We start from the raw sequence: 17,219 nt of genomic DNA, 5'->3' as shown, positions 1-17,219 counted from the left end.
GGAGCCTCTCCTGGTCGCGCGTCGATCGCTGGGGTCGTGCCGATGGCGCGGAGCAAGAGGCGCGCCGACGCCGATGCGGCGAGTGAGTCGTCGGGAGCGGGACTCGTCTACGTCCCAGTCCGCGTCGTGTGGGTCGTCAGGTGCTACATCGAGCCGTTGCTGCGGTAACAGACCGGCGAACATGTATCGTTGTTAGATTTATATTGTTGCCGACACGCCACGTGGCATGCCTTCGGCCGCGGTCGATGCGGCGGCGACTTGTTGACCTGATACGCGGGCAGCCGGTACTTCCTACGGCATGACGATACGGCGAGAGCTTCCTGCGGAAGCATGCGGACAGGCTGCGGCGAGAGGTCGACTGGCGGGTCGTCGGATCATGGTGGTGGGGGCGGGCACGCGTGCCATCGAGGATGCCGATCCGCCCATCGGCAACGGGCGAGCCATGGCAGTACTGGCGGCGCGCGAGGGGGCGCGTGTGGCGGTAACCGACCTCGACGGCGCAGCTTTACAGGGGACCGTCGACTGGCTGGCCCGCGAGGGACACGAGGCGGTAGCGCTCCTGGGTGACGTGGCCGATGCGTCAACGTGCGCGCGTCTGGTTGCCGACGCGAGCGCGCGTCTCGACGGTCTGGACGGGCTGGTGCTCAATGTGGGTATCGCCGGAGGCAGGGAGCTGGGGGGCACGGACCCGGAGGTCTGGGATCTGGTCATGGCGGTGAATCTCCGTGCGCATTTTCTTCTGTCACGTGCGGCTTTGCCCCGCATGACCGGTGGCGGTGCGATCGTATTCGTCTCGTCGGTTGCCGGCTTGCGGCCCGGAAGTCGGATTCCCGCTTACGACACGTCGAAGGCCGGGATGTTCGGTCTTTGCCGTCACGTCGCGCTCGAAGGCGCGCCCTGCGGTGTTCGCGCCAACGTGGTCGTGCCCGGTCTTATCGACACGCCGCTCGGGCGCCTGGCAACCTCGATGCGTCCCGGTCGGGCGCACACCCCCGTGCCGCTCGGGCGTCAGGGCACCGGTTGGGAAGTGGCGTATGCGACGATCTTCCTGCTCTCCGACGAGGCCAGCTATATTACCGGGCAGGAACTCGTCGTCGACGGTGGGCTGGTGTTCCAGGCGGGGTGAGGCGGATGGCGGGTGGCAAGTTGAGGACCTTGACCGACCACGGATCGCGGACCACTGACCACTCGCCATTTACCGCGTGCCACTCCCCACTCACTCCCGGAACACATCCGCGGCCGCGGCCTTCATCAGCTCGGCGTCGGGCGCGAGGATGAACCCGGTCTGCAACGCGCGGTCGGTGGCGGCGTTGAACGCCGACACGTAATCCTCGGCAGTCGGGTACAGTTCTGCCAGTGTCTCCACGTCGAAGGGTGTTGTAGTGCCAAAGAGCAGGCAGACAATTGAGCCACGGCCGTCACCTGAGAACGTGGCGATGGGCACGTCGACCTGGGGCGTGCGAATCCCACCGCGCGCGTTTCCGTAGGGGTCACGCTCGATCGTGTAGGGGGGCGAGGCGGAGGCCGCGATCCGCGGTGCCGACGGCGGCGGCGTGCCCAGACGCACCCAGCGATTGAGGGCTGAGAGAGCTGCCTTGGCGACGAAGTGATGAGGACCGGAATTGATCGGGAGACGGCAGGTCACGCCGGGGACGGCTGACTGCGTGAGAACCAGGCGGGCAGCGTCGGGCGAGTTGCCGAGATCGGTTGCCCCAATCCCTCCCACGTAAGTGTCGGCGTGGGCGGTTCCGGCAACTTCCCAGAGTCGGAAAGCAGCCGTGTCGGGCTGTCGAGCGGCGACGGACTCGAGGATGGTGAGGTCGGTTTCGGTTTGCAGGGTGAGCACGGGGGCATCGAGATCGTCGCGGATGCGCGCTGCCGCCGGCACCGCAATACGCGGCTGTGGCGCTTCGGAGAGAGGGGCCCCGGAGAGACCGCCGCCGCCCCGACTGTGGACGAGATACCCGTCGTAAATACGGGCACGGTGGTGGATGGCGTTGATGTACGTGACCATGCGGAAGGCCGATTGCGACTCGCCGGCCGCGAGCAGCGCCGCGATACGTAAATCGCCGAGCGGTGCCGGGCCCCGCGGGTTCCGCAAGGCCTGACCGGCTTGCGAGAAGATGTCGTACGAGAAACTGTCGCCGGGGTGTACAAGCGTCCCGTACCGTTCCGGGTCCGCCGTCTTCAGCGGCGTCCCCGGCAGACCCAGCATGGACCCGCCGCCCTCCACGCCAACGATTTGCGCCGATACGCCGACCCAGGCGTACCCGCTGCGGACCAACTCGGTGTGCGTGTAGATCCAGTCCGGCGCCGCGTCGCGGCCGCCACTGACGTTCAACCATTCGACTACGACCGTGCCGTTGAACCGGTTCCCGTCGATCGGGCGGTGGACCAGGATACGTGTCCTGAACGCCGCCGTTTCGTTCGGTTCCACGGTCCACTTGCCGTCTTCGGATAGCTCCGCGGCGGCGCTGTAGGCCGTTGCGGTGCCGGAAATGAAGTACTCGGCGCGTGTGTAACCCACGGCGGCCAGGTCGAATACGGTCGTGGCGACAAACGGCACGCCGGCACCGCCGCCGACCGGTCCATCGATAATCGGGCTGGCGACGGTAGCCGTCGAACCCGATGCGGGCACGCCGTCGTCGTCGCCACAGCCGGTTATCGTTGCGAGGAGCAGGGCTATCGCCAACGCGACGAACCTCCCGCGTCCGGCGGTTTTGCGCAGGTACGGCATCCGTCAATCCTCCCTGGCGTTGCGTAGCTCGTGTGGCGTCGAAAGGGCAAGCGAATAACTCGGGGGGGCCGCCGCCGGTTCTTGCCGCCGGTCCGGTCGCCTTGTTAGGACGGTGTGCTAGGGTACCGGCGCGCATGTCGCTGCTCGACGGAACGCCGGTTCAGAAGGCGGTCTTCGCATTTTTCGTTGCGTTATCATTGGTAGGACTGGCGCTTGCCTTCGCGGATAAGTTCGACCGGTTCGGCACGCCGAACGTGGGTTGGATGCTTGATGGTCAGACCATCTCGCCGACGCACGGCGACGCCTCCGAGGCCGGCTTGCGGGGTGGTGGACGCATTCTCCGGATAAACGGCCTTGACGTATCGGCGGCGGCGTTGCGGGGACAGACCACGGGCCCCAACGTCGTGACCGACATCGGGGCGACCAACACCATTACGATGCGGAGTGCGAGCGGTGAGCTGCGTGAGATCACGATCGCCGTGCGGCCCTGGGAATGGGACGACTTCGTTTTCACGCAGGGGGCGACCGATGTCATTGCCCTGCTGTTCCTGTTCGTCGGCGTTACCGTCTTTCTGCTGCGTCCCTACGAGACCCCGAGCTGGGCCTTGCTGTCGCTGTGCAGCGTCGTTGGCGGGACGCTCTTGACGGGATTTGTCCCGATCGACGAGGCGCACGGCTGGAACGCCGACTATTTCTTCTTTGTCGTCGGCCTGGTGCCTTACGTGCCGTTCCACATGCTGCTGGCTTTTCCCGTGGTTCACCCGTTGCTGGTGCGCCGGCCCGGAGTGCTCTGGTGGGTGTACGGTGCCGGCGCCCTGCAAGCCGCCGCCAATCTTGCCGGGGCCGGGGCCGGATTCGAGGGTGTTTTCGCGTACGCGCGCAACATCAGCGCGGGCGTGCTGCTGATCGGGCTTGGCGCGTTCACCTTCCGTTGTGCGCGGTTGGCGGTCCACCGCGCCGACCCGCTGGTTGCGCAGCGGGCGCGGATTCTGCTCGCCGGGGTGGTGGTCGGTCTTATGCCGTTCGGTCTGGTGCAATTCGCGCGGGAGACCTTCGGGGCGCTGGAGATCGACAGCCGCTTCCTCACGTGGCCGGTGGCCGTCTTCGTCCTTGCGCTGGCGCGCGTGACGCTGCGTCCGGCGTTGATGAACGCGCGCATCGCCGTGCGCAAAGCGGTGCTGTACACGGCGGCGGTCGCCATTCTCAGCGTCGTTGCGTTCCTGCTGGTGTCGGTGCGACCGTACGCGGTGGGCGCCTTGCTGTTCCCGTTGCTCTACTTCTGGCCGCGCTTCGAGGCGCGGCTCAATTCTCGACTCTACCCGCAACGGGCACGGTTTGCGGAACTGCTGCGCGACGTCGGCACCGACCTTGCCGCGGCGGTGACGGTGCCCGACGTGTTGGACGTGGCGGCGCTTGCGCCAGCACGACTGTGCGACGCCCGCAGCACGGTGGCGTTCCTGCTGCCCGGTGCCGTCGACGATCGCGAACACAGCCGTGCCGCCGGTGTGGTGCCCGGCGGCGCCGTGCCGATCGAGGCCGAGCCGATCGTGCAGCTCGTGCGCGCGACGCGTCGGGACGTGCTGCGGGCGCAGCTCGCGGTCGAACCTCAGTATGTCAATGTACGTGCCGAGTGCGAAGCCGGGTTCGACCGGCTTGGCGCGACGCTGCTGGTGCCGCTGGTGCACGAACAGCGCGTCGTTGGGGGACTGGCGGTCGGTGCGCGCAAGTCCAACGACCCCTACGAACAGGCAGACGTCGACGCCCTGGCGGCCGCCGGACAACAAGCGGTGCAGGCAGTCATGCGCGTTGCGGCGACGGAACGGCTGGTCGCCCGCGAGCGGGAGTTCGCCGATCTCAAGCGCTATTTCCCGCCGCAGATCATCGATCAGGTAATGGCCCGTGGCGGCGCCGCCGAGCTCGGTAGCCAGCGCAAACTGGTGACGGTGCTGTTTGCCGACCTGCGCGGCTTCACTTCCTTTTCCGACACGGTCGAACCGGAGGAGGTGATTTCGACGCTGGACGAATACCACTGCGCCATGGGGGCCCGGATCGCGGAGTACGAGGGTACGCTCGAGCGCTTTGCCGGCGACGGGTTCATGGTGTTTTTCAACGATCCCGTCGATCAGCCCGATCACGTCGAGCGCGCGGCGCAGATGGCTCTGGCGATGCGCGCCGACGTCGAGCGGTTGCGCGCGAAGTGGACGCGCAAGGGCTACGGCATTCACGCGGGGATGGGCATCCACACCGGCTACGCCACCTGTGGATTCATCGGCTACGAGGGGCGACGGGACTACGCGGTTATCGGCAACGTCACCAACCTGGCTGCCCGCCTGTCGGATTTCGCCGGCCCGGGCGAGATAATTATTTCTGCCCGGAGCTTCGGGGAGCTCGACGGGCGGTTCGTCGCCGAGTCGACCGGGGAACTCCACCTCAAGGGCTTTCAGCAGCCGCAGTCGGCGTTCCGGCTGCTTGCGATGGCGGCGGTCTCTGGGCCGGCGTAACGCTTCCCGCCATGTACGACAGCTCTTTCCGGGCGGGCCGGCGAGGCCGAGAGGCTCGACGACCGCCGGTAATCGAGTCGGCGCGGCCGGCGGACCTCGCTGCGGTCCTGGAGCTGCTGGCGCGGTGCGATCTGCCACAGGCCGGCCTCGCCGCGCACTTCGCGCGGGCGCTCGTGGCACGTGTCGATGGCGAGGTGGTCGGTTGTGTGGCGCTGGAGGTGTACGGGCGCGCCGCGTTGTTGCGGTCGCTGGCGGTGGTGTCCGCCTGGCGTCGACGCGGGCTCGGTCAGGCGCTGGCGGGCGCGGCGCTGGCCGCGGCGCAGGCCGCCGGGGTGACCCGGGTATACTTGCTCACCGATACCGCCGAAGGGTTCTTCAATCGTCTGGGTTTCGAGCGCATCGAGCGCCGCCGCGTCGATCCGGCAGTGCTCGCGTCGGAGGAATTCACCCAGGCGTGCCCGGAGACGACGCCGGTGATGTGGAGGGAGGTCTCGGGTCCGCCACCGTGAGCTTTTCTACCACGGTCTGCCGTACGTGCTCCCAGACCGCCGCGCGCCACGGTCCGGCGTCGGCGTCGCCGCGGCGAATGCGTTCGCAGAGCGCCAGGTTGCGCCGGCGCAGCCGGGTGCGCAGCGCCTCGCGCCCCACCGGCGGCGGAGCGTCGTCGTCGAGCAGAGTGCCCAGGCGTTCCCATTCGCTGCGCAGGTGCGTTTCCTCGGTCGCGAGTTCACGGCTGACGATGGCGAGGACGTTGGCGGCAACGCGGGCATGATACTTCTTCGGTCCCTCCAGTGCCGGGACGACGTCGTTTTCGATGAACTGTTGGACGGCGTTCAACAGCTCCATGTACGTGGGTCGGTCTTGCATGGGCGCGATTCGGCGGGGTGCAGGCTGTTACTTACCAGGCTGTCAGTCGGTGAGTCGTTACGGACTGGGCCGTCGGGTCGTCGGGTCGTCGTGAAATCCAACGCGACTCACCGAACCGGCAACCGCCCGACCGCCAGCGCGCCGGTTCAGCGGCGGGCCGTCCACTCCAAACCGCTATGCGTTAGACGGCGCACCGGTAGGCCATCTATGGTTTCGTACCATGAACGACAAACTCGAACAGCTCCTTCTTCGAGGTCCGCTTTCTGAACCGCTCGACCGCCACATTTCCCAGGCCAGCGGCCCGGAATATCGCGGCGTAGATCTCTTCCGTGGGAAGCAGCACGTCGTAGAACTTCGAGTTGCCGACGACGTAATGAACCCGCGCCCCGCGGGCGAGAACCCTTACGAGACTTTCCACATGGAGGACAGCATCTTCGAAGTACTTGTGGACATAGCGACCAAGAAGATCGCTATGTCCTTTGATCCCCTTGATACAGGCGTCGAACGGCCCCCAGGAAACGGTAATCCTCGTACTTGGTTCCCACTTCGCGACGAGACTCGTTGCACATCCCCACGTTCCGCCGATCGCCTTCCAGTCCAGCTCCCCGGCCTGACGACCATCAGTGAGGTAGCCGAGCCAATACATGTAGGGTCGCAACTCGCGGATGTAGCTCATCCGGTTGGGATACGGTGGCGAAGTGATGACCGCCGAATACCGTTCTGGTGGGAGGAGCCGATCGAGGTTCCGTGAATCTCCGAGATAGACACCGACGATCCCCGTCGGCGTCTCGGCTGCGGTATCGAGAACACCAGCAAGGGCGCGCTCGAAGTGACCCGCGACGATTTGAGAAGCCGGTTCGTCGAACAACGTGGGCTGTGTGTCGGCCCGCCGAAACGACATCGACTGGTGCCGGAAGCTGACCGCGGCCGTCTCGATCACGGTACGGCAGAAAGCGATGCGGAGGAGATCGCGCGCCCGGGAGGCTGGCTCCTCGGATATCCGGGCGAACAGCCCTGACAGCGCGTGGAGCGTCGAATCGGACCACCACTTATGAATGTCCTGGATCGGGGGAACCCAGGCGTGCTTCCCGTTCACTCCCTGCGATACGGCTTGCTGAGCCACCATATTGGCATGCCGTATCTCTGCCTCGTCGTAAGATGCACACTTCGCAGATGCCAGCCAAACGAGGAAAGGGTTCAAGTCGACCGTGTCACAGGCGATGCCCTGCCCCGAGCAGGCTAGCGCGGTAGTCCCAGTCCCGCAAAACGGGTCGAGGACGACGTCTTCGGGGGATAGCCCAGCGACGAGACCTTGAACCAGATGAAGTGAGTAGGCTGGCGTAAGACGAAGCCAACCGTGCCGACCCTGGGACCGGTTCCCCTTGAAGGTGAGGTGGTCCCTGCGGCGGAGATGGCCGTCTGGTTCAGTTCGCAAGAAGTTCATTCGAGTCCGTTCACTTTTCACTGAGCAGGCTCCGCAGGACCGCATCGACAGTTGCGCGAAGTGAGGCAGCATTGCGTCGGAAGAATCCTGCAAGATCGTAGCCTACTACCTCCCGTAGAAAAACGTATGTGCTGTCAAACGCAGAGCCTGACGTATTCCCGACGAGAAGAAGCCAGCGGGCGCGGCGATAGCGCTCCGCAACGTCAGAATCCATCTGGGTGGAGAGAAGTGCGACGACCGGCAGGTATTGGTGCGCATAGGCGTTTGCTGCGTTGGCAACGTCAGCATTCTGACGCTTCGAGTCTTTGCTCTTGTATCCTTGGCGCACCTCGAATACTGCGCCCTGAAGGCCTCGCGCTGCCTTCCTGGTAAGTTCGAGATGTCGCGCGGACTCCGCGAGCCACGAACGCACGGCATCCCCTCGCGGACCGGGCGGTAGCGCCGTCGTTGGAATCCTCGCATCCAAGGAGAGCGTTCGTTCTCGGCCACCACTCGATTCCGGGACGCTATACGACCAGTTGGCGGCTTCCTCGTCGATGTTCAGCGAATCCCGAAGGACCCGATTGAAGACCCACTGACACCCGATGCCGATCTGCCGGTAGACGGACGTCATTCCGCCGGCTGTCCTGTGAGCCGCATACATGAGTGGATTGTCGAGGCCGAACCAAGAGTAGAAGGGGTCCGCTCGATAGAGCTTCTGGAATTCCCCCACGGTGAAACCGGCCTTGCGCCCGTGCCCGAAGCGCGGCCGGTAGTCGGCACAGACGCTGATAGCGCCAGTGATGATTTCCAGGTACTCGGCATCAGATGCCTTGGCCATTCTCGCTCCAACCATTGTCAGTGTCAGGATTTGTGTGTCCCATCCTCGGCTGCCCGTCCTCGTGCCGTCCAACGGCCTGTTCCAGGCGCACTCCTCCTTCGTTCAGCTTCCGATTAGCTCCAACAACTCCATCTCCGTCTCCGCCGTGCGGCGACCGATGCTGGCGTGTTCGACGCTCCGATGATGGCCGTCGAGATAAGTTCGCGCCTGGATAATGGTGATTATGCCCCACTTGAGGTTGCCGAGAATCTCCCAGTAGCGCACCCGCTCCGGGTCCACCGCTCGGCCGCTCGACCCGGCGTAGGCGTCGAACAGTTCATCGCGTGCGCCGACCCCGCCAACCGGCCGATCGTCGTTGCCGAAGCGCCACGAACGGACGCACAGCCAGCCGAGATCCTCCATCGGATCGCCTACGTGCGCCAACTCCCAGTCAAGCACCGCACGAATACCTTCCGGACCGCAGATGACGTTGCCCATACGGTAGTCGCCGTGGACGACGACGCACTCCGCACCCCCGGGCATGTGCGAACGCAACCAGCGAAAGGCCAGCTCGAAGGCGGGATGGGGATCGAGGGTGATGCCGCGATAGATCTGTTCGAAGCGATCGAGCTCGTTTTGTGCCGGCGACTGGCCGTCGCTCGGCGCAGTCAGGAAATCCAGGCCGTGGGCGACCCGGTCTATGCCGTGGATCGCGGCAAGAATGCGACCGAATTGCGCTGCCATGCCGGCGCGGGCTGCCGCGAGGGCGGGGTCGCGCAGCAGCTTGCGCGGGATCGTCTCGCCGTCGATCCGGTCCATCAGAAAAAACGGTGCCTCGAGGACGTCCGGATCGTCGCTGTACCAGTAAACGCGCGGCACCGGTACGCCGCTGGCGTACGCGGCGCGCAGAAGCCGGAACTCCTGCCCGCCGGCCGTGCCGGCGCCGGCGGCGTGCGGATCGCGCCGCAAGACAAGACGCCTGGAGATCGTCTCGTCGCCGTCTCGGTACGCAAGCTCGAGTGACCAGATCTCGCGCGACGCCCCGCCGGCAAGGCGGTGGAGATCCGTGATCGCGACGGCGGCGATCCCGAGTTGTGCGGCGATGAAGTCGGCGAGTCGGTCCTGGATGTCGGCGGTGTTCATGCGGGTCTGAGCCGTGACGTAGCGAGCCAGAGGTCCGTGGTTCAAGGGGCGATGCGTCCCCGGGGGGGCCGGGTCCTTTTCGGGCGCCTGCTAACCCGGGCGGCCTTTCCCCCGCCACACCTCCGCGCCTTGCCGCGGGCGGAAGATGAACCGGTAGTTGCCGACCGATTCGCCCGGAGGCAGCCGTGGGGCATAGAACGCGCGGTCGATACGGGTGAGAAACGCCGGCACGTCGGCGTCGCGCACGAGGTTGACGGTGCAACCCCCGAACCCGGCCCCGGTCAGGCGTGCGCCTAGAGCGCCGGCGTCGCGCGCCAGTCCGACGAGATCCTCTAGGGCCGGGCAACTTATTTCGTAGTCGTCACGGCAACTCGTATGCGAGGCGTCCATCAGGCGTCCGAAATTCACCGCATCGCCGCGTGCCAGGGACTCTTCGGCCAGTTCGACACGATCGGCTTCCGACAAAACGTGGCGGGTACGGCGCACCAGTGCGAAGGTGTCGCCGATCGCAAGCGGGACCTCGCACGCGGTGCGCAGGCGTTCGGGGGTCGTGCCGACCGCCGCGGCGATCTCGGCAAGCGACAGCGGCCGGTCCGGGATGACCGCGGTCAGGTTCGCGAGCCACTCGATCAGCGGGCGGCGGGGGCGCAGGGTGGCGAGGTTTCCGAGGGTTTGAAGTCCATGCGGTGCGCTCGCTCCGAGAGATCGGTTGAGCACCTGACACGCGAGGCGTCCTTCGATGACGCGCAGATTGTAGGCGTCGCGCGCCGCTCCCGACTTCTCGGCCTCGACGAGGCTGTGGCAGACGATCACGGAATACCCCGGCGGCAGCGGCACCGGTCGAACCCGCAGCGGAAAGAAATCGATCCTCAGTGCGTGGTCGGCCTGGGCGAGCAGACTCGTGGCCTGGTCCATCCCGCCGCTGAGGGTACCGACGTAGCGTTCCGCCACCGGCAGCAGTTCGGCGAGCGCTGCGTACGGGATTTCGGCACCGTTCGCGGCGAGCAGGGCGAGGGCGTTGGCAACTACCAGAGCCGAGGACGACGACAGGCCGGCCCCGCTCGGAATCGTGCCGTCGACGAGCAGGTCGGCTCCGACGCGCAAGCATTCGCCATACGCCCGCATCAGGCCCTGGGCCGCCGCCTTCGAGTAGTTGGCCCAGTCCCCGGGAGGATCGGGGGAAATGGTCTCGGCCAGCTTGTAGCGATGAGCGGCGAAGCGCGATGCCGTGTTGAAAAGCCGGACGGTCGTATCGGAGCGGGGCGCCACGGCGACGAGGACGCTGCGGTCGATGGCCATCGGCAGCACGGGCAAGCCGTTATAGTCGGTGTGCTCGCCGAGCAGGTTGACGCGCCCCGGTGCGCGCACGACGGCGACGACGCGCCGTCGACAGATGCGCCGCAGGGCGGTGGCGAGCTCGGCGCCGCGGGTTCGTTCCAAAGCTGCGTGGCCGGCCCTGTCGAGCGGTGCGGTCATGGGCGTCAGGGCGCGGCGGGTGCGTATGTGCGTTCCGCCGCCGCGAGGTCTTCCGGCGTGCCGAGGTCACTCCAAGAACCGTCGACCGCGACGGCGCGGACGTCGCGGCCGTCGGCTATCATCGCGGCGATGGCCTGTGGCAGCTCGTACTCGCCGCGCGGCGACGGGGCGAGGCGGTCGAGGTACGAGAAGAGCGCCGGACCGACGACGAACAGGCCGGCGTTGTTCCACTGCGTCGTCGAGGTGCCGCGCGGAGGTTTTTCGATCAGGCGCGTTACGCGCCAGTCGTCATCGACGTAAACGGCCGCACCGCGCCAGGGGTCGTCGGTGGGGTTGACGGTGAGGAGAAGGTCGACCGGCGCGATTCGGAACCGCTCGATCACGGCCCGATAGGTCCGGGGCTCGACGAGCACATCGCCCCAGGAGAGCACGAACGGTTCCGCACTTACGAGGTCGCGCACGAGGGTGAGCGCCCGCGCCGTGCCTTCCGGCACGGACTGCCGCCTGTAGGTGAGGCCGAGCCCCGTCGCCGTGCGGGCGCCGAAGTGCGCTTCGATCTGTTCACCGAGGTAACCGGTGACGACAACCGCATCGGTAACTCCGGCGGCGCCGAGACCGTCGAGGATATGACCGAGGATCGGCCTTCCCTGTAGCTGCAGCAGCGGCTTGGGGGTCGCGGCCGTGAGCGGCCCCATGCGGGTGCCGCGGCCGGCCGCCAGCACAACGGCGAACATGACCGCGAGAGTAGCTCGGGTTTGGTGGTCTGGGGAAGTCGGGACGAACGCGCAGGTGCGGTCGGGGCGGCGACGGTCGTCCGGGTCGCGTCAGGCATCCTTGCCGTGTTCGACGAGCCACGCCGCACGGCAGCCGCGATTGCGGCAGAACCAGCGCTCGCCGTCGTTGAATGCCGTAACGCAGCGGGAGCTGCCGTCCGCCAGGCGGATGACCGGATGCGATTCGTTACACTTGGCGCATCTGACGGCGGTCGGCGGTTCGGAACGGGAGGGCCGCGCGCGCCGGCGACCCGAGATGTCGATTACGGTGCCCATTGCCGGTCGTTACGCTTGCCACGAGGGAGGGGGTCTGCAGCCGAGCCGCGCTGCTCAGCGGCTGGTGCGGCCGACGTCGTCGCGCTGCCATGTGGCAAAGAGACTGCCGTCGGTGTCCGACCATGCGTACGAAGCGCGACCGCGAAATGTCTTCTTCAGTTCGTTGACGATCCGGTGCGCCAATTTCTGGGAAGTCGTCAACACGTCGAGCCCATCGCGGTCGCGATCGATGGCGACCAGGCGCCGTTGCGGTTGGGTGGCCGCAGCGCGGTCGGCCACGTTCTCGATGCGCCGGCGGATAGCCTCTTCGTTGGCGGCAACGAAGGCTCCGCGCAGCGCCACACGGCCGTAATACTCGCCGCTGTCGGCCTGCCGGCAGGCGGGGCAGACGGTCCAGTGCACGTTGGTCATCAGCGCTTGCGTTACCTGCCGGTCCTTGCGCCAGGTTTGCCGGGAGAATATCGCCCCGCAGCTTTCGCAACACGAAGGGTCGGGCAGCGCCCTGCCCTTGGCGGCTACCGTCGGCTTCTTGGTTGTCCGCGAGCCGCGGCGGTTGAGTGCTCTGATCAGGCCTTTTCCGCTGGTCATGGGCCCTTCACTACCGGAACGTGGGCAGGAGGCCAAGGGCGGGTGGTTCGGTGTTCCCGGTCCGACGGCCGACGGGGTCGGACCCCGGCCCGCCGTTGCCCGTGCGTGATGGACGGGCAGGTTGAATGCGGGAGCCGGCGGCGCGGCGCATTCGGTGTCGGTTGATTTTGCTCGATCGCTGTGAAAAGGCCGCGGCGATGGCTGGATCTTATCGTGGGGCGGGGGTCGATATTGCCGCCGGGGAGCGGGTTGCTTCGGCGGCGGCGCGGTTGGCGCGGGCGACGCGGCGGCCCGAGGTGGTTGCCGGAGTGGGTGGGTTTGGCGCCGTCTTTCGGATTCCGCGGGGTTATCGCCGGCCGCTTCTGGTTGCCTCCACCGACGGTGTCGGAACGAAGCTCCGCGTGGCGTTCATGGTCGGACGACATGACACCATCGGCATCGATCTTGTGGCGATGAACGTCAACGACATCCTCACGCTGGGGGCCGAACCGCTGGCGTTCCTCGACTACTATGCCACCGGCCGGCTCGATCCCGCGGTGGCGGCCGCGGTCCTGAAGGGGATCGCCCACGGTTGCAAGCTCGCCGGTTGCAGCCTCGTCGGGGGGGAGACGGCGGAGCTGCCGTCGTTCTACCAGGGTGGAGAGTACGATCTGGCGGGCTTTGCGGTCGGTGTCGTCGAGCAGGACGAGTTGGTCGATGGCCGGGGCGTGCGGCCGGGTGACGTGGTGATCGGACTGCCGTCGAACGGGTTGCACAGTAACGGCTACTCCCTTGCCCGGCAGGTGTGTTTCGACCGCGCCGCACTCCGCCTCGATGCCCGGCCGCCGGAGTTGGGGGTGGCTTTGGGCGAGGAGTTGCTGCGGCCGACCCGGATCTACGTGCGTACGGTGCGGTCGTTGCCTCGCGGGGTTGTGAAGGCCATGGCGCACATTACCGGTGGCGGCCTCACCGGCAACCTCCCGCGGGTCCTGCCGTCGGGATGCGCGGCGCGGATCGACCTCGGGTCGTGGGAGGTGTCGGGGATCTTCCGACTCGTACAACGTCTGGGAGAGATCGACCGCGACGAGATGTTCCGGACGTTCAACATGGGTATCGGCTTCGTGCTCGTCGCGCCGGCGAGTGCTGCCGACCGTATTCTGGCGAGTCTCGCGCGGCGCCGTGAGCGCGCCCTGGTGATCGGCGAAATCGTCCGCGCCCGGCGCGGTGGTAAGGCCCGCGTCGTGTTCGCGTCGTAACGAAGGGCGGGGAGAGCAGGCAGCCGGGCACCTCGGCTTCTCCGAGCCTCGGGGGCACTCCCGGCGACCCGCAGTAGCAACGGGCGCCGAATTCCAGTATGGCCGAGGCAGACGGTTGACGATGGTGCCGGTGCCGGCGGGCTCGAGAACGGAGCCGCAGGGATGCCGTGTGTCCGGACGGGAGTTGCCGATGAAGATCTGCCTGATTGCTCCGAAGAACCCCGAGTCCTTTTGGACCTTCGACCGCATCTTGCCGAGCCTCGGCAAGAAGTGCGTGTTTCCGAATCTGTCCCTGCCGACGGTGGCGGGGATCACGCCACCGGGTCATGACGTCGTCCTGATGGACGAGAACGTCGAGCCGATCGACTTCGACGTCGATGCCGAGATCGTCGGACTGACCGGTTACGTGATCCACAAGAAGCGGATTTTCGAATTGGCCGCCGAGTTCAGGCGTCGCGGCAAGTTCGTGGTCGTCGGTGGGCCGTTCGCTTCGCTCTGTCCCGAGGAGCTGCGCGGCAAGGTGGACGTGATCTTTGTCGACGAGGCGGAGTACACGTGGCCGCAATTCCTGCGCGAGTACGAGGCGGGGAACTGGCGCGCGGAATACCATCAGGGCGAGAAGCCGAACATGCACGATTCGCCGTTGCCGCGGTTCGATCTGTTGAAGGCCGACCGGTACCGGACGATGACCATACAGTTCGCCCGCGGGTGTCCGTTCAACTGCGAGTTCTGCGACATCATCGTCATGTACGGCCGGCGTCCGCGCACCAAGTCGGTCGAACAGGTCATGGCCGAAGTGCGCGAGATCCATCGGCTCGGCATCCGCAACGTCTTTGTCGTCGACGACAACTTCATCGGCAACAAGAAGGAAGCCAAGGATCTGCTGCGGGCGCTCGCCGTCTGGCAACAGCAGCACGAGTACCCGATCGAGTTGATGACCGAAGTGACGTTGAACGTCGCGCAGGATGACGAGCTATTGCATCTGATGCGGGGGGCCAATTTCACGACGATCTTCGTCGGTATCGAGTCGCCGCGTGCCGCCAGCCTGCAGGAAACCCACAAGACACAGAATCTGCGCGAGAGCATCCTCGACTCCGTTCATCGCATCCAGGCCGCCGGGATGGAGATCATGGCGGGGATGATCGTCGGTTTCGACCACGACGACCCAACCATCTTCGACGAGCAGTTCCGGTTCATCCAGGAGGCGCGCATTCCGGTTTCGATGACCGGCATGCTCAACGCCATGCCGAAGACGCCGCTGTACCAGCGACTCAAGGAGGCGGGGCGGCTCCTCGCCGAGTCGGTCGGCGATCAGTTCGTGTTCACCAACATCGTGCCGGAAGGCATGTCGCGCCTGCAGCTTTACGAGGGCTACAAGAACCTGCTGCAGCGGCTCTACAGTTACCGCAACTACCGCCGTCGGACGATGCAGTTCATTCTCAACAAGGGCTCGCAGATTCAGGCCAGATTGCTGGCGGGCGGCAGCGACTTGCGCATCTTCCGGCATGTGCTGTGGACGTGCATGGTGCGCACCTCGCCGCGGCGGGCGTGGATGACGTTTCGTTTGTTGCTGGAGACCGCACTGCGCCGGCCGCGCATGTTCCGCGACGCGGTCACCTTCGCACTGCTCCACAAACACCTGTACGAGTACATGCGGACAACGTGCGCGCGCATCGACGAGCTGGTTACGGAGATCAAGCTGCTTCCGGACGACCTGCGGCTGCTGCCCCGGGGCGACGGTCCCCTGGCGGCGGACGGCGGCAACCCGAGGTGACCGGCGGTTCCCGCGGCCGGGCGGGACGCGTGACGATCTCGGTTCGGCGTGCGGTGGATTCTCGGAGCGAACGGTGCCGGGTCGTGCCCGATGCGATCGCGTCCGTCTCTCGTGACCTGCGCTATCGCGCGACGCCATGCGGATCTTGATTGCCGGTGCGGGTGCGCTCGGGTCCGTTTTGGGGGCTTTCCTGCGGTGCGCCGGCGACGAAGTGACCTTGCTGGGTCGGGCGGCGCATCTCGATGCCATTGCCGCCGGCGGGTTGTTCGTGGAGGGTATCTGGGGCGACCGCCGCGCCAGCGGGTTCGATCTCGCTTATGATGCGGCGCAACTGAGAACCGCGTTCGACGCGATTGTCGTAGCGGTCAAGGCGTACGACACCGAGGCAGTGGCCTCCGCGGTTGCCGGCACGCTGCGGCCGGACGGGGTTGTGCTGTCGCTGCAGAACGGGCTCGGCAACGCGGAGATTCTGGGGGGCATTGTCGGACCGCAACGTGTGCTGGCAGCGCGGGTTATATTCGGGGCCGAGGTCGTGGCTGCCGGGCGGGTCAGGGTCACCGTCTATGCCGAGCCCGTGCTGGTTGGCGCCTGGCCGCCGGCAGATGCGCGGCGAATCGAGCTGGCGCGGGCGTGGGCGCAGCGCATCGATGCGGCGGGGATTCCGGCGGCGTTCGCCGACGATATCGCCGCGGCGCTGTGGGGAAAGGTTCTGTACAATGCCGCATTGAATCCGCTCGGCGCGCTGCTCGGGGTGCACTATGGGGCCCTCGGCGAGCACGACGATACGCGCGCGATCATGGACCGGGCCATCGAGGAGGCGTTCTCCGTCGCGACCGCCGAGGGGGTCAGGTTGCCGTGGCCATCGGCTGAGGCGTACCGCGAGGCTTTCTACGCGCGGCTGCTGCCTGCCACGTTCCATCACCGTTCGTCGATGTTGCAGGACCTCGAACGCCGGCGGCGGACCGAGGTGGACGCGATTAGCGGCGAGGTGTGGCGGCGCGGCCGGTTGCACGGTATCGGCACACCGGTGAGCGAACTGCTGACACGTCTGGTGCGCGCATGCGAGACGGTGCGGACTGGAGAGCGAGCATGACGACGGTGACTCTGGCGGCGGGCAGCCTCGACGCGATGCGCGCGCATGCGCGTGCGACCTACCCGGACGAGTGCTGCGGTTTCGTCATTGAGCGCCTCGGTGGCGAGGAGGTGGTGCCCGTCACCAACATTCAGAACGAGCTGCACGCCCGGGACCCGCATCAATACCCGCGTACGGCGGCGACGGCGTACACGATGGGTCGCGAGCAGGTCGCCGTGATCGACGGGGTCGAACGCGGGCAACTCGTCTTGCGCGCGATCTATCACTCGCACCCCGAGCACGATGCGTACTTCTCGGCCGAGGATCGCAAGCAGGCGGTGGGGCCGTGGGGCGAACCCAACTATCCGCAGGCGGCGCAGATCGTGCTGTCGGTGCGCGGTGGTGCCGTGGCGGCGGTGAAGGCCTTCGCGTGGGACCTGGTCGCGGGCGATTACGTCGAAGCCGATCTCGGGGTGGGGCCCGCCTGAGCAGGGCCGGGTTGCGCGTGGAGGCGGGGCAAACTATCGAGCGTTT

At 66.6% G+C, this 17,219-nt stretch carries 16 protein-coding genes; 7 read left to right on the top strand and 9 right to left on the bottom strand.

The genetic code is table 11. The features are described 5' to 3' along the window. Positions 1–376: 376 nt before the first annotated feature. Positions 377–1,126, top strand: coding sequence for an SDR family oxidoreductase (locus L6Q96_07985; protein ID MCK6554508.1), 750 nt, complete (start codon positions 377–379; stop codon positions 1,124–1,126). A gap of 90 nt (positions 1,127–1,216) precedes the next feature. On the opposite strand, the gene L6Q96_07980 is transcribed toward L6Q96_07985, so the two are convergent. Then, positions 1,217–2,737, bottom strand: coding sequence for a hypothetical protein (locus L6Q96_07980; GenBank protein ID MCK6554507.1), 1,521 nt, complete (start codon positions 2,735–2,737; stop codon positions 1,217–1,219). 134 nt (positions 2,738–2,871) lie between these two features. Between L6Q96_07980 and L6Q96_07975 the strand changes: the two genes are divergently transcribed. Continuing rightward, positions 2,872–5,238 (top strand): adenylate/guanylate cyclase domain-containing protein, encoded by a 2,367-nt coding sequence (locus L6Q96_07975; protein ID MCK6554506.1) that lies wholly within the window; start codon positions 2,872–2,874, stop codon positions 5,236–5,238. A gap of 11 nt (positions 5,239–5,249) precedes the next feature. After that, positions 5,250–5,747, top strand: coding sequence for an arsenic resistance N-acetyltransferase ArsN2 (gene arsN2 / locus L6Q96_07970; GenBank protein ID MCK6554505.1), 498 nt, complete (start codon positions 5,250–5,252; stop codon positions 5,745–5,747). Here arsN2 and L6Q96_07965 read toward each other — a convergent pair. From L6Q96_07965 to L6Q96_07930, 8 genes are all read right to left on the bottom strand, one after another. Then, entirely contained in the window at positions 5,683–6,105 is a 423-nt protein-coding gene (locus L6Q96_07965) for a DUF6285 domain-containing protein (GenBank protein MCK6554504.1), read from the bottom strand. The genes arsN2 and L6Q96_07965 overlap by 65 nt on opposite strands. A gap of 205 nt (positions 6,106–6,310) precedes the next feature. Continuing rightward, the gene (locus L6Q96_07960; GenBank protein ID MCK6554503.1) at positions 6,311–7,549 is read right to left on the bottom strand and encodes a site-specific DNA-methyltransferase; all 1,239 of its coding nucleotides are present in this window, start codon (positions 7,547–7,549) and stop codon (positions 6,311–6,313) included. 10 nt (positions 7,550–7,559) lie between these two features. After that, positions 7,560–8,369: a hypothetical protein gene (locus L6Q96_07955; protein ID MCK6554502.1), complete on the bottom strand. Its 810-nt coding sequence runs from the start codon at positions 8,367–8,369 to the stop codon at positions 7,560–7,562. A 102-nt stretch (positions 8,370–8,471) separates the two neighbouring features. Further along, on the bottom strand, positions 8,472–9,536 hold the full coding sequence (locus tag L6Q96_07950; GenBank protein MCK6554501.1) for a phosphotransferase family protein: 1,065 nt from the start codon (positions 9,534–9,536) through the stop codon (positions 8,472–8,474). A 45-nt stretch (positions 9,537–9,581) separates the two neighbouring features. Next, positions 9,582–10,967 carry a galactokinase gene (gene galK, locus L6Q96_07945; protein ID MCK6554500.1) on the bottom strand — a complete coding sequence of 462 codons (1,386 nt, stop codon included), beginning with the start codon at positions 10,965–10,967 and terminating at the stop codon, positions 9,582–9,584. A gap of 5 nt (positions 10,968–10,972) precedes the next feature. Further along, positions 10,973–11,701: a nucleotidyltransferase family protein gene (locus tag L6Q96_07940; protein ID MCK6554499.1), complete on the bottom strand. Its 729-nt coding sequence runs from the start codon at positions 11,699–11,701 to the stop codon at positions 10,973–10,975. A gap of 90 nt (positions 11,702–11,791) precedes the next feature. Beyond that, entirely contained in the window at positions 11,792–12,016 is a 225-nt protein-coding gene (locus L6Q96_07935; protein MCK6554498.1) for a hypothetical protein, read from the bottom strand. Between the two features lie 54 nt (positions 12,017–12,070). After that, on the bottom strand, positions 12,071–12,604 hold the full coding sequence (locus L6Q96_07930) for a hypothetical protein (GenBank protein MCK6554497.1): 534 nt from the start codon (positions 12,602–12,604) through the stop codon (positions 12,071–12,073). Between the two features lie 197 nt (positions 12,605–12,801). On the opposite strand from L6Q96_07930, the gene purM reads away from it, so the two are divergent. The 4 genes from purM to L6Q96_07910 all read left to right on the top strand — a co-directional run bounded on the left by purM (position 12,802) and on the right by L6Q96_07910 (position 17,173). Next, complete coding sequence (purM, locus tag L6Q96_07925) at positions 12,802–13,839, top strand: phosphoribosylformylglycinamidine cyclo-ligase (protein ID MCK6554496.1); 1,038 nt, start codon at positions 12,802–12,804, stop codon at positions 13,837–13,839. Between the two features lie 190 nt (positions 13,840–14,029). Further along, positions 14,030–15,613 (top strand): B12-binding domain-containing radical SAM protein, encoded by a 1,584-nt coding sequence (locus L6Q96_07920; protein ID MCK6554495.1) that lies wholly within the window; start codon positions 14,030–14,032, stop codon positions 15,611–15,613. 136 nt (positions 15,614–15,749) lie between these two features. Next, positions 15,750–16,706 carry a ketopantoate reductase family protein gene (locus L6Q96_07915; GenBank protein MCK6554494.1) on the top strand — a complete coding sequence of 319 codons (957 nt, stop codon included), beginning with the start codon at positions 15,750–15,752 and terminating at the stop codon, positions 16,704–16,706. Further along, positions 16,703–17,173 carry a M67 family metallopeptidase gene (locus tag L6Q96_07910; GenBank protein ID MCK6554493.1) on the top strand — a complete coding sequence of 157 codons (471 nt, stop codon included), beginning with the start codon at positions 16,703–16,705 and terminating at the stop codon, positions 17,171–17,173. Before L6Q96_07915 ends, L6Q96_07910 begins: the two co-directional genes overlap by 4 nt. Positions 17,174–17,219 lie beyond the last annotated feature (46 nt).

Source organism: Candidatus Binatia bacterium, assembly GCA_023150935.1.
In the GTDB taxonomy this organism is placed as follows: domain Bacteria; phylum Desulfobacterota; class Binatia; order HRBIN30; family HRBIN30; genus JAKLJW01.
Note: the sequence above shows the minus strand (reverse complement) of the source record. Positions and strands in the feature narration are given on the sequence as shown.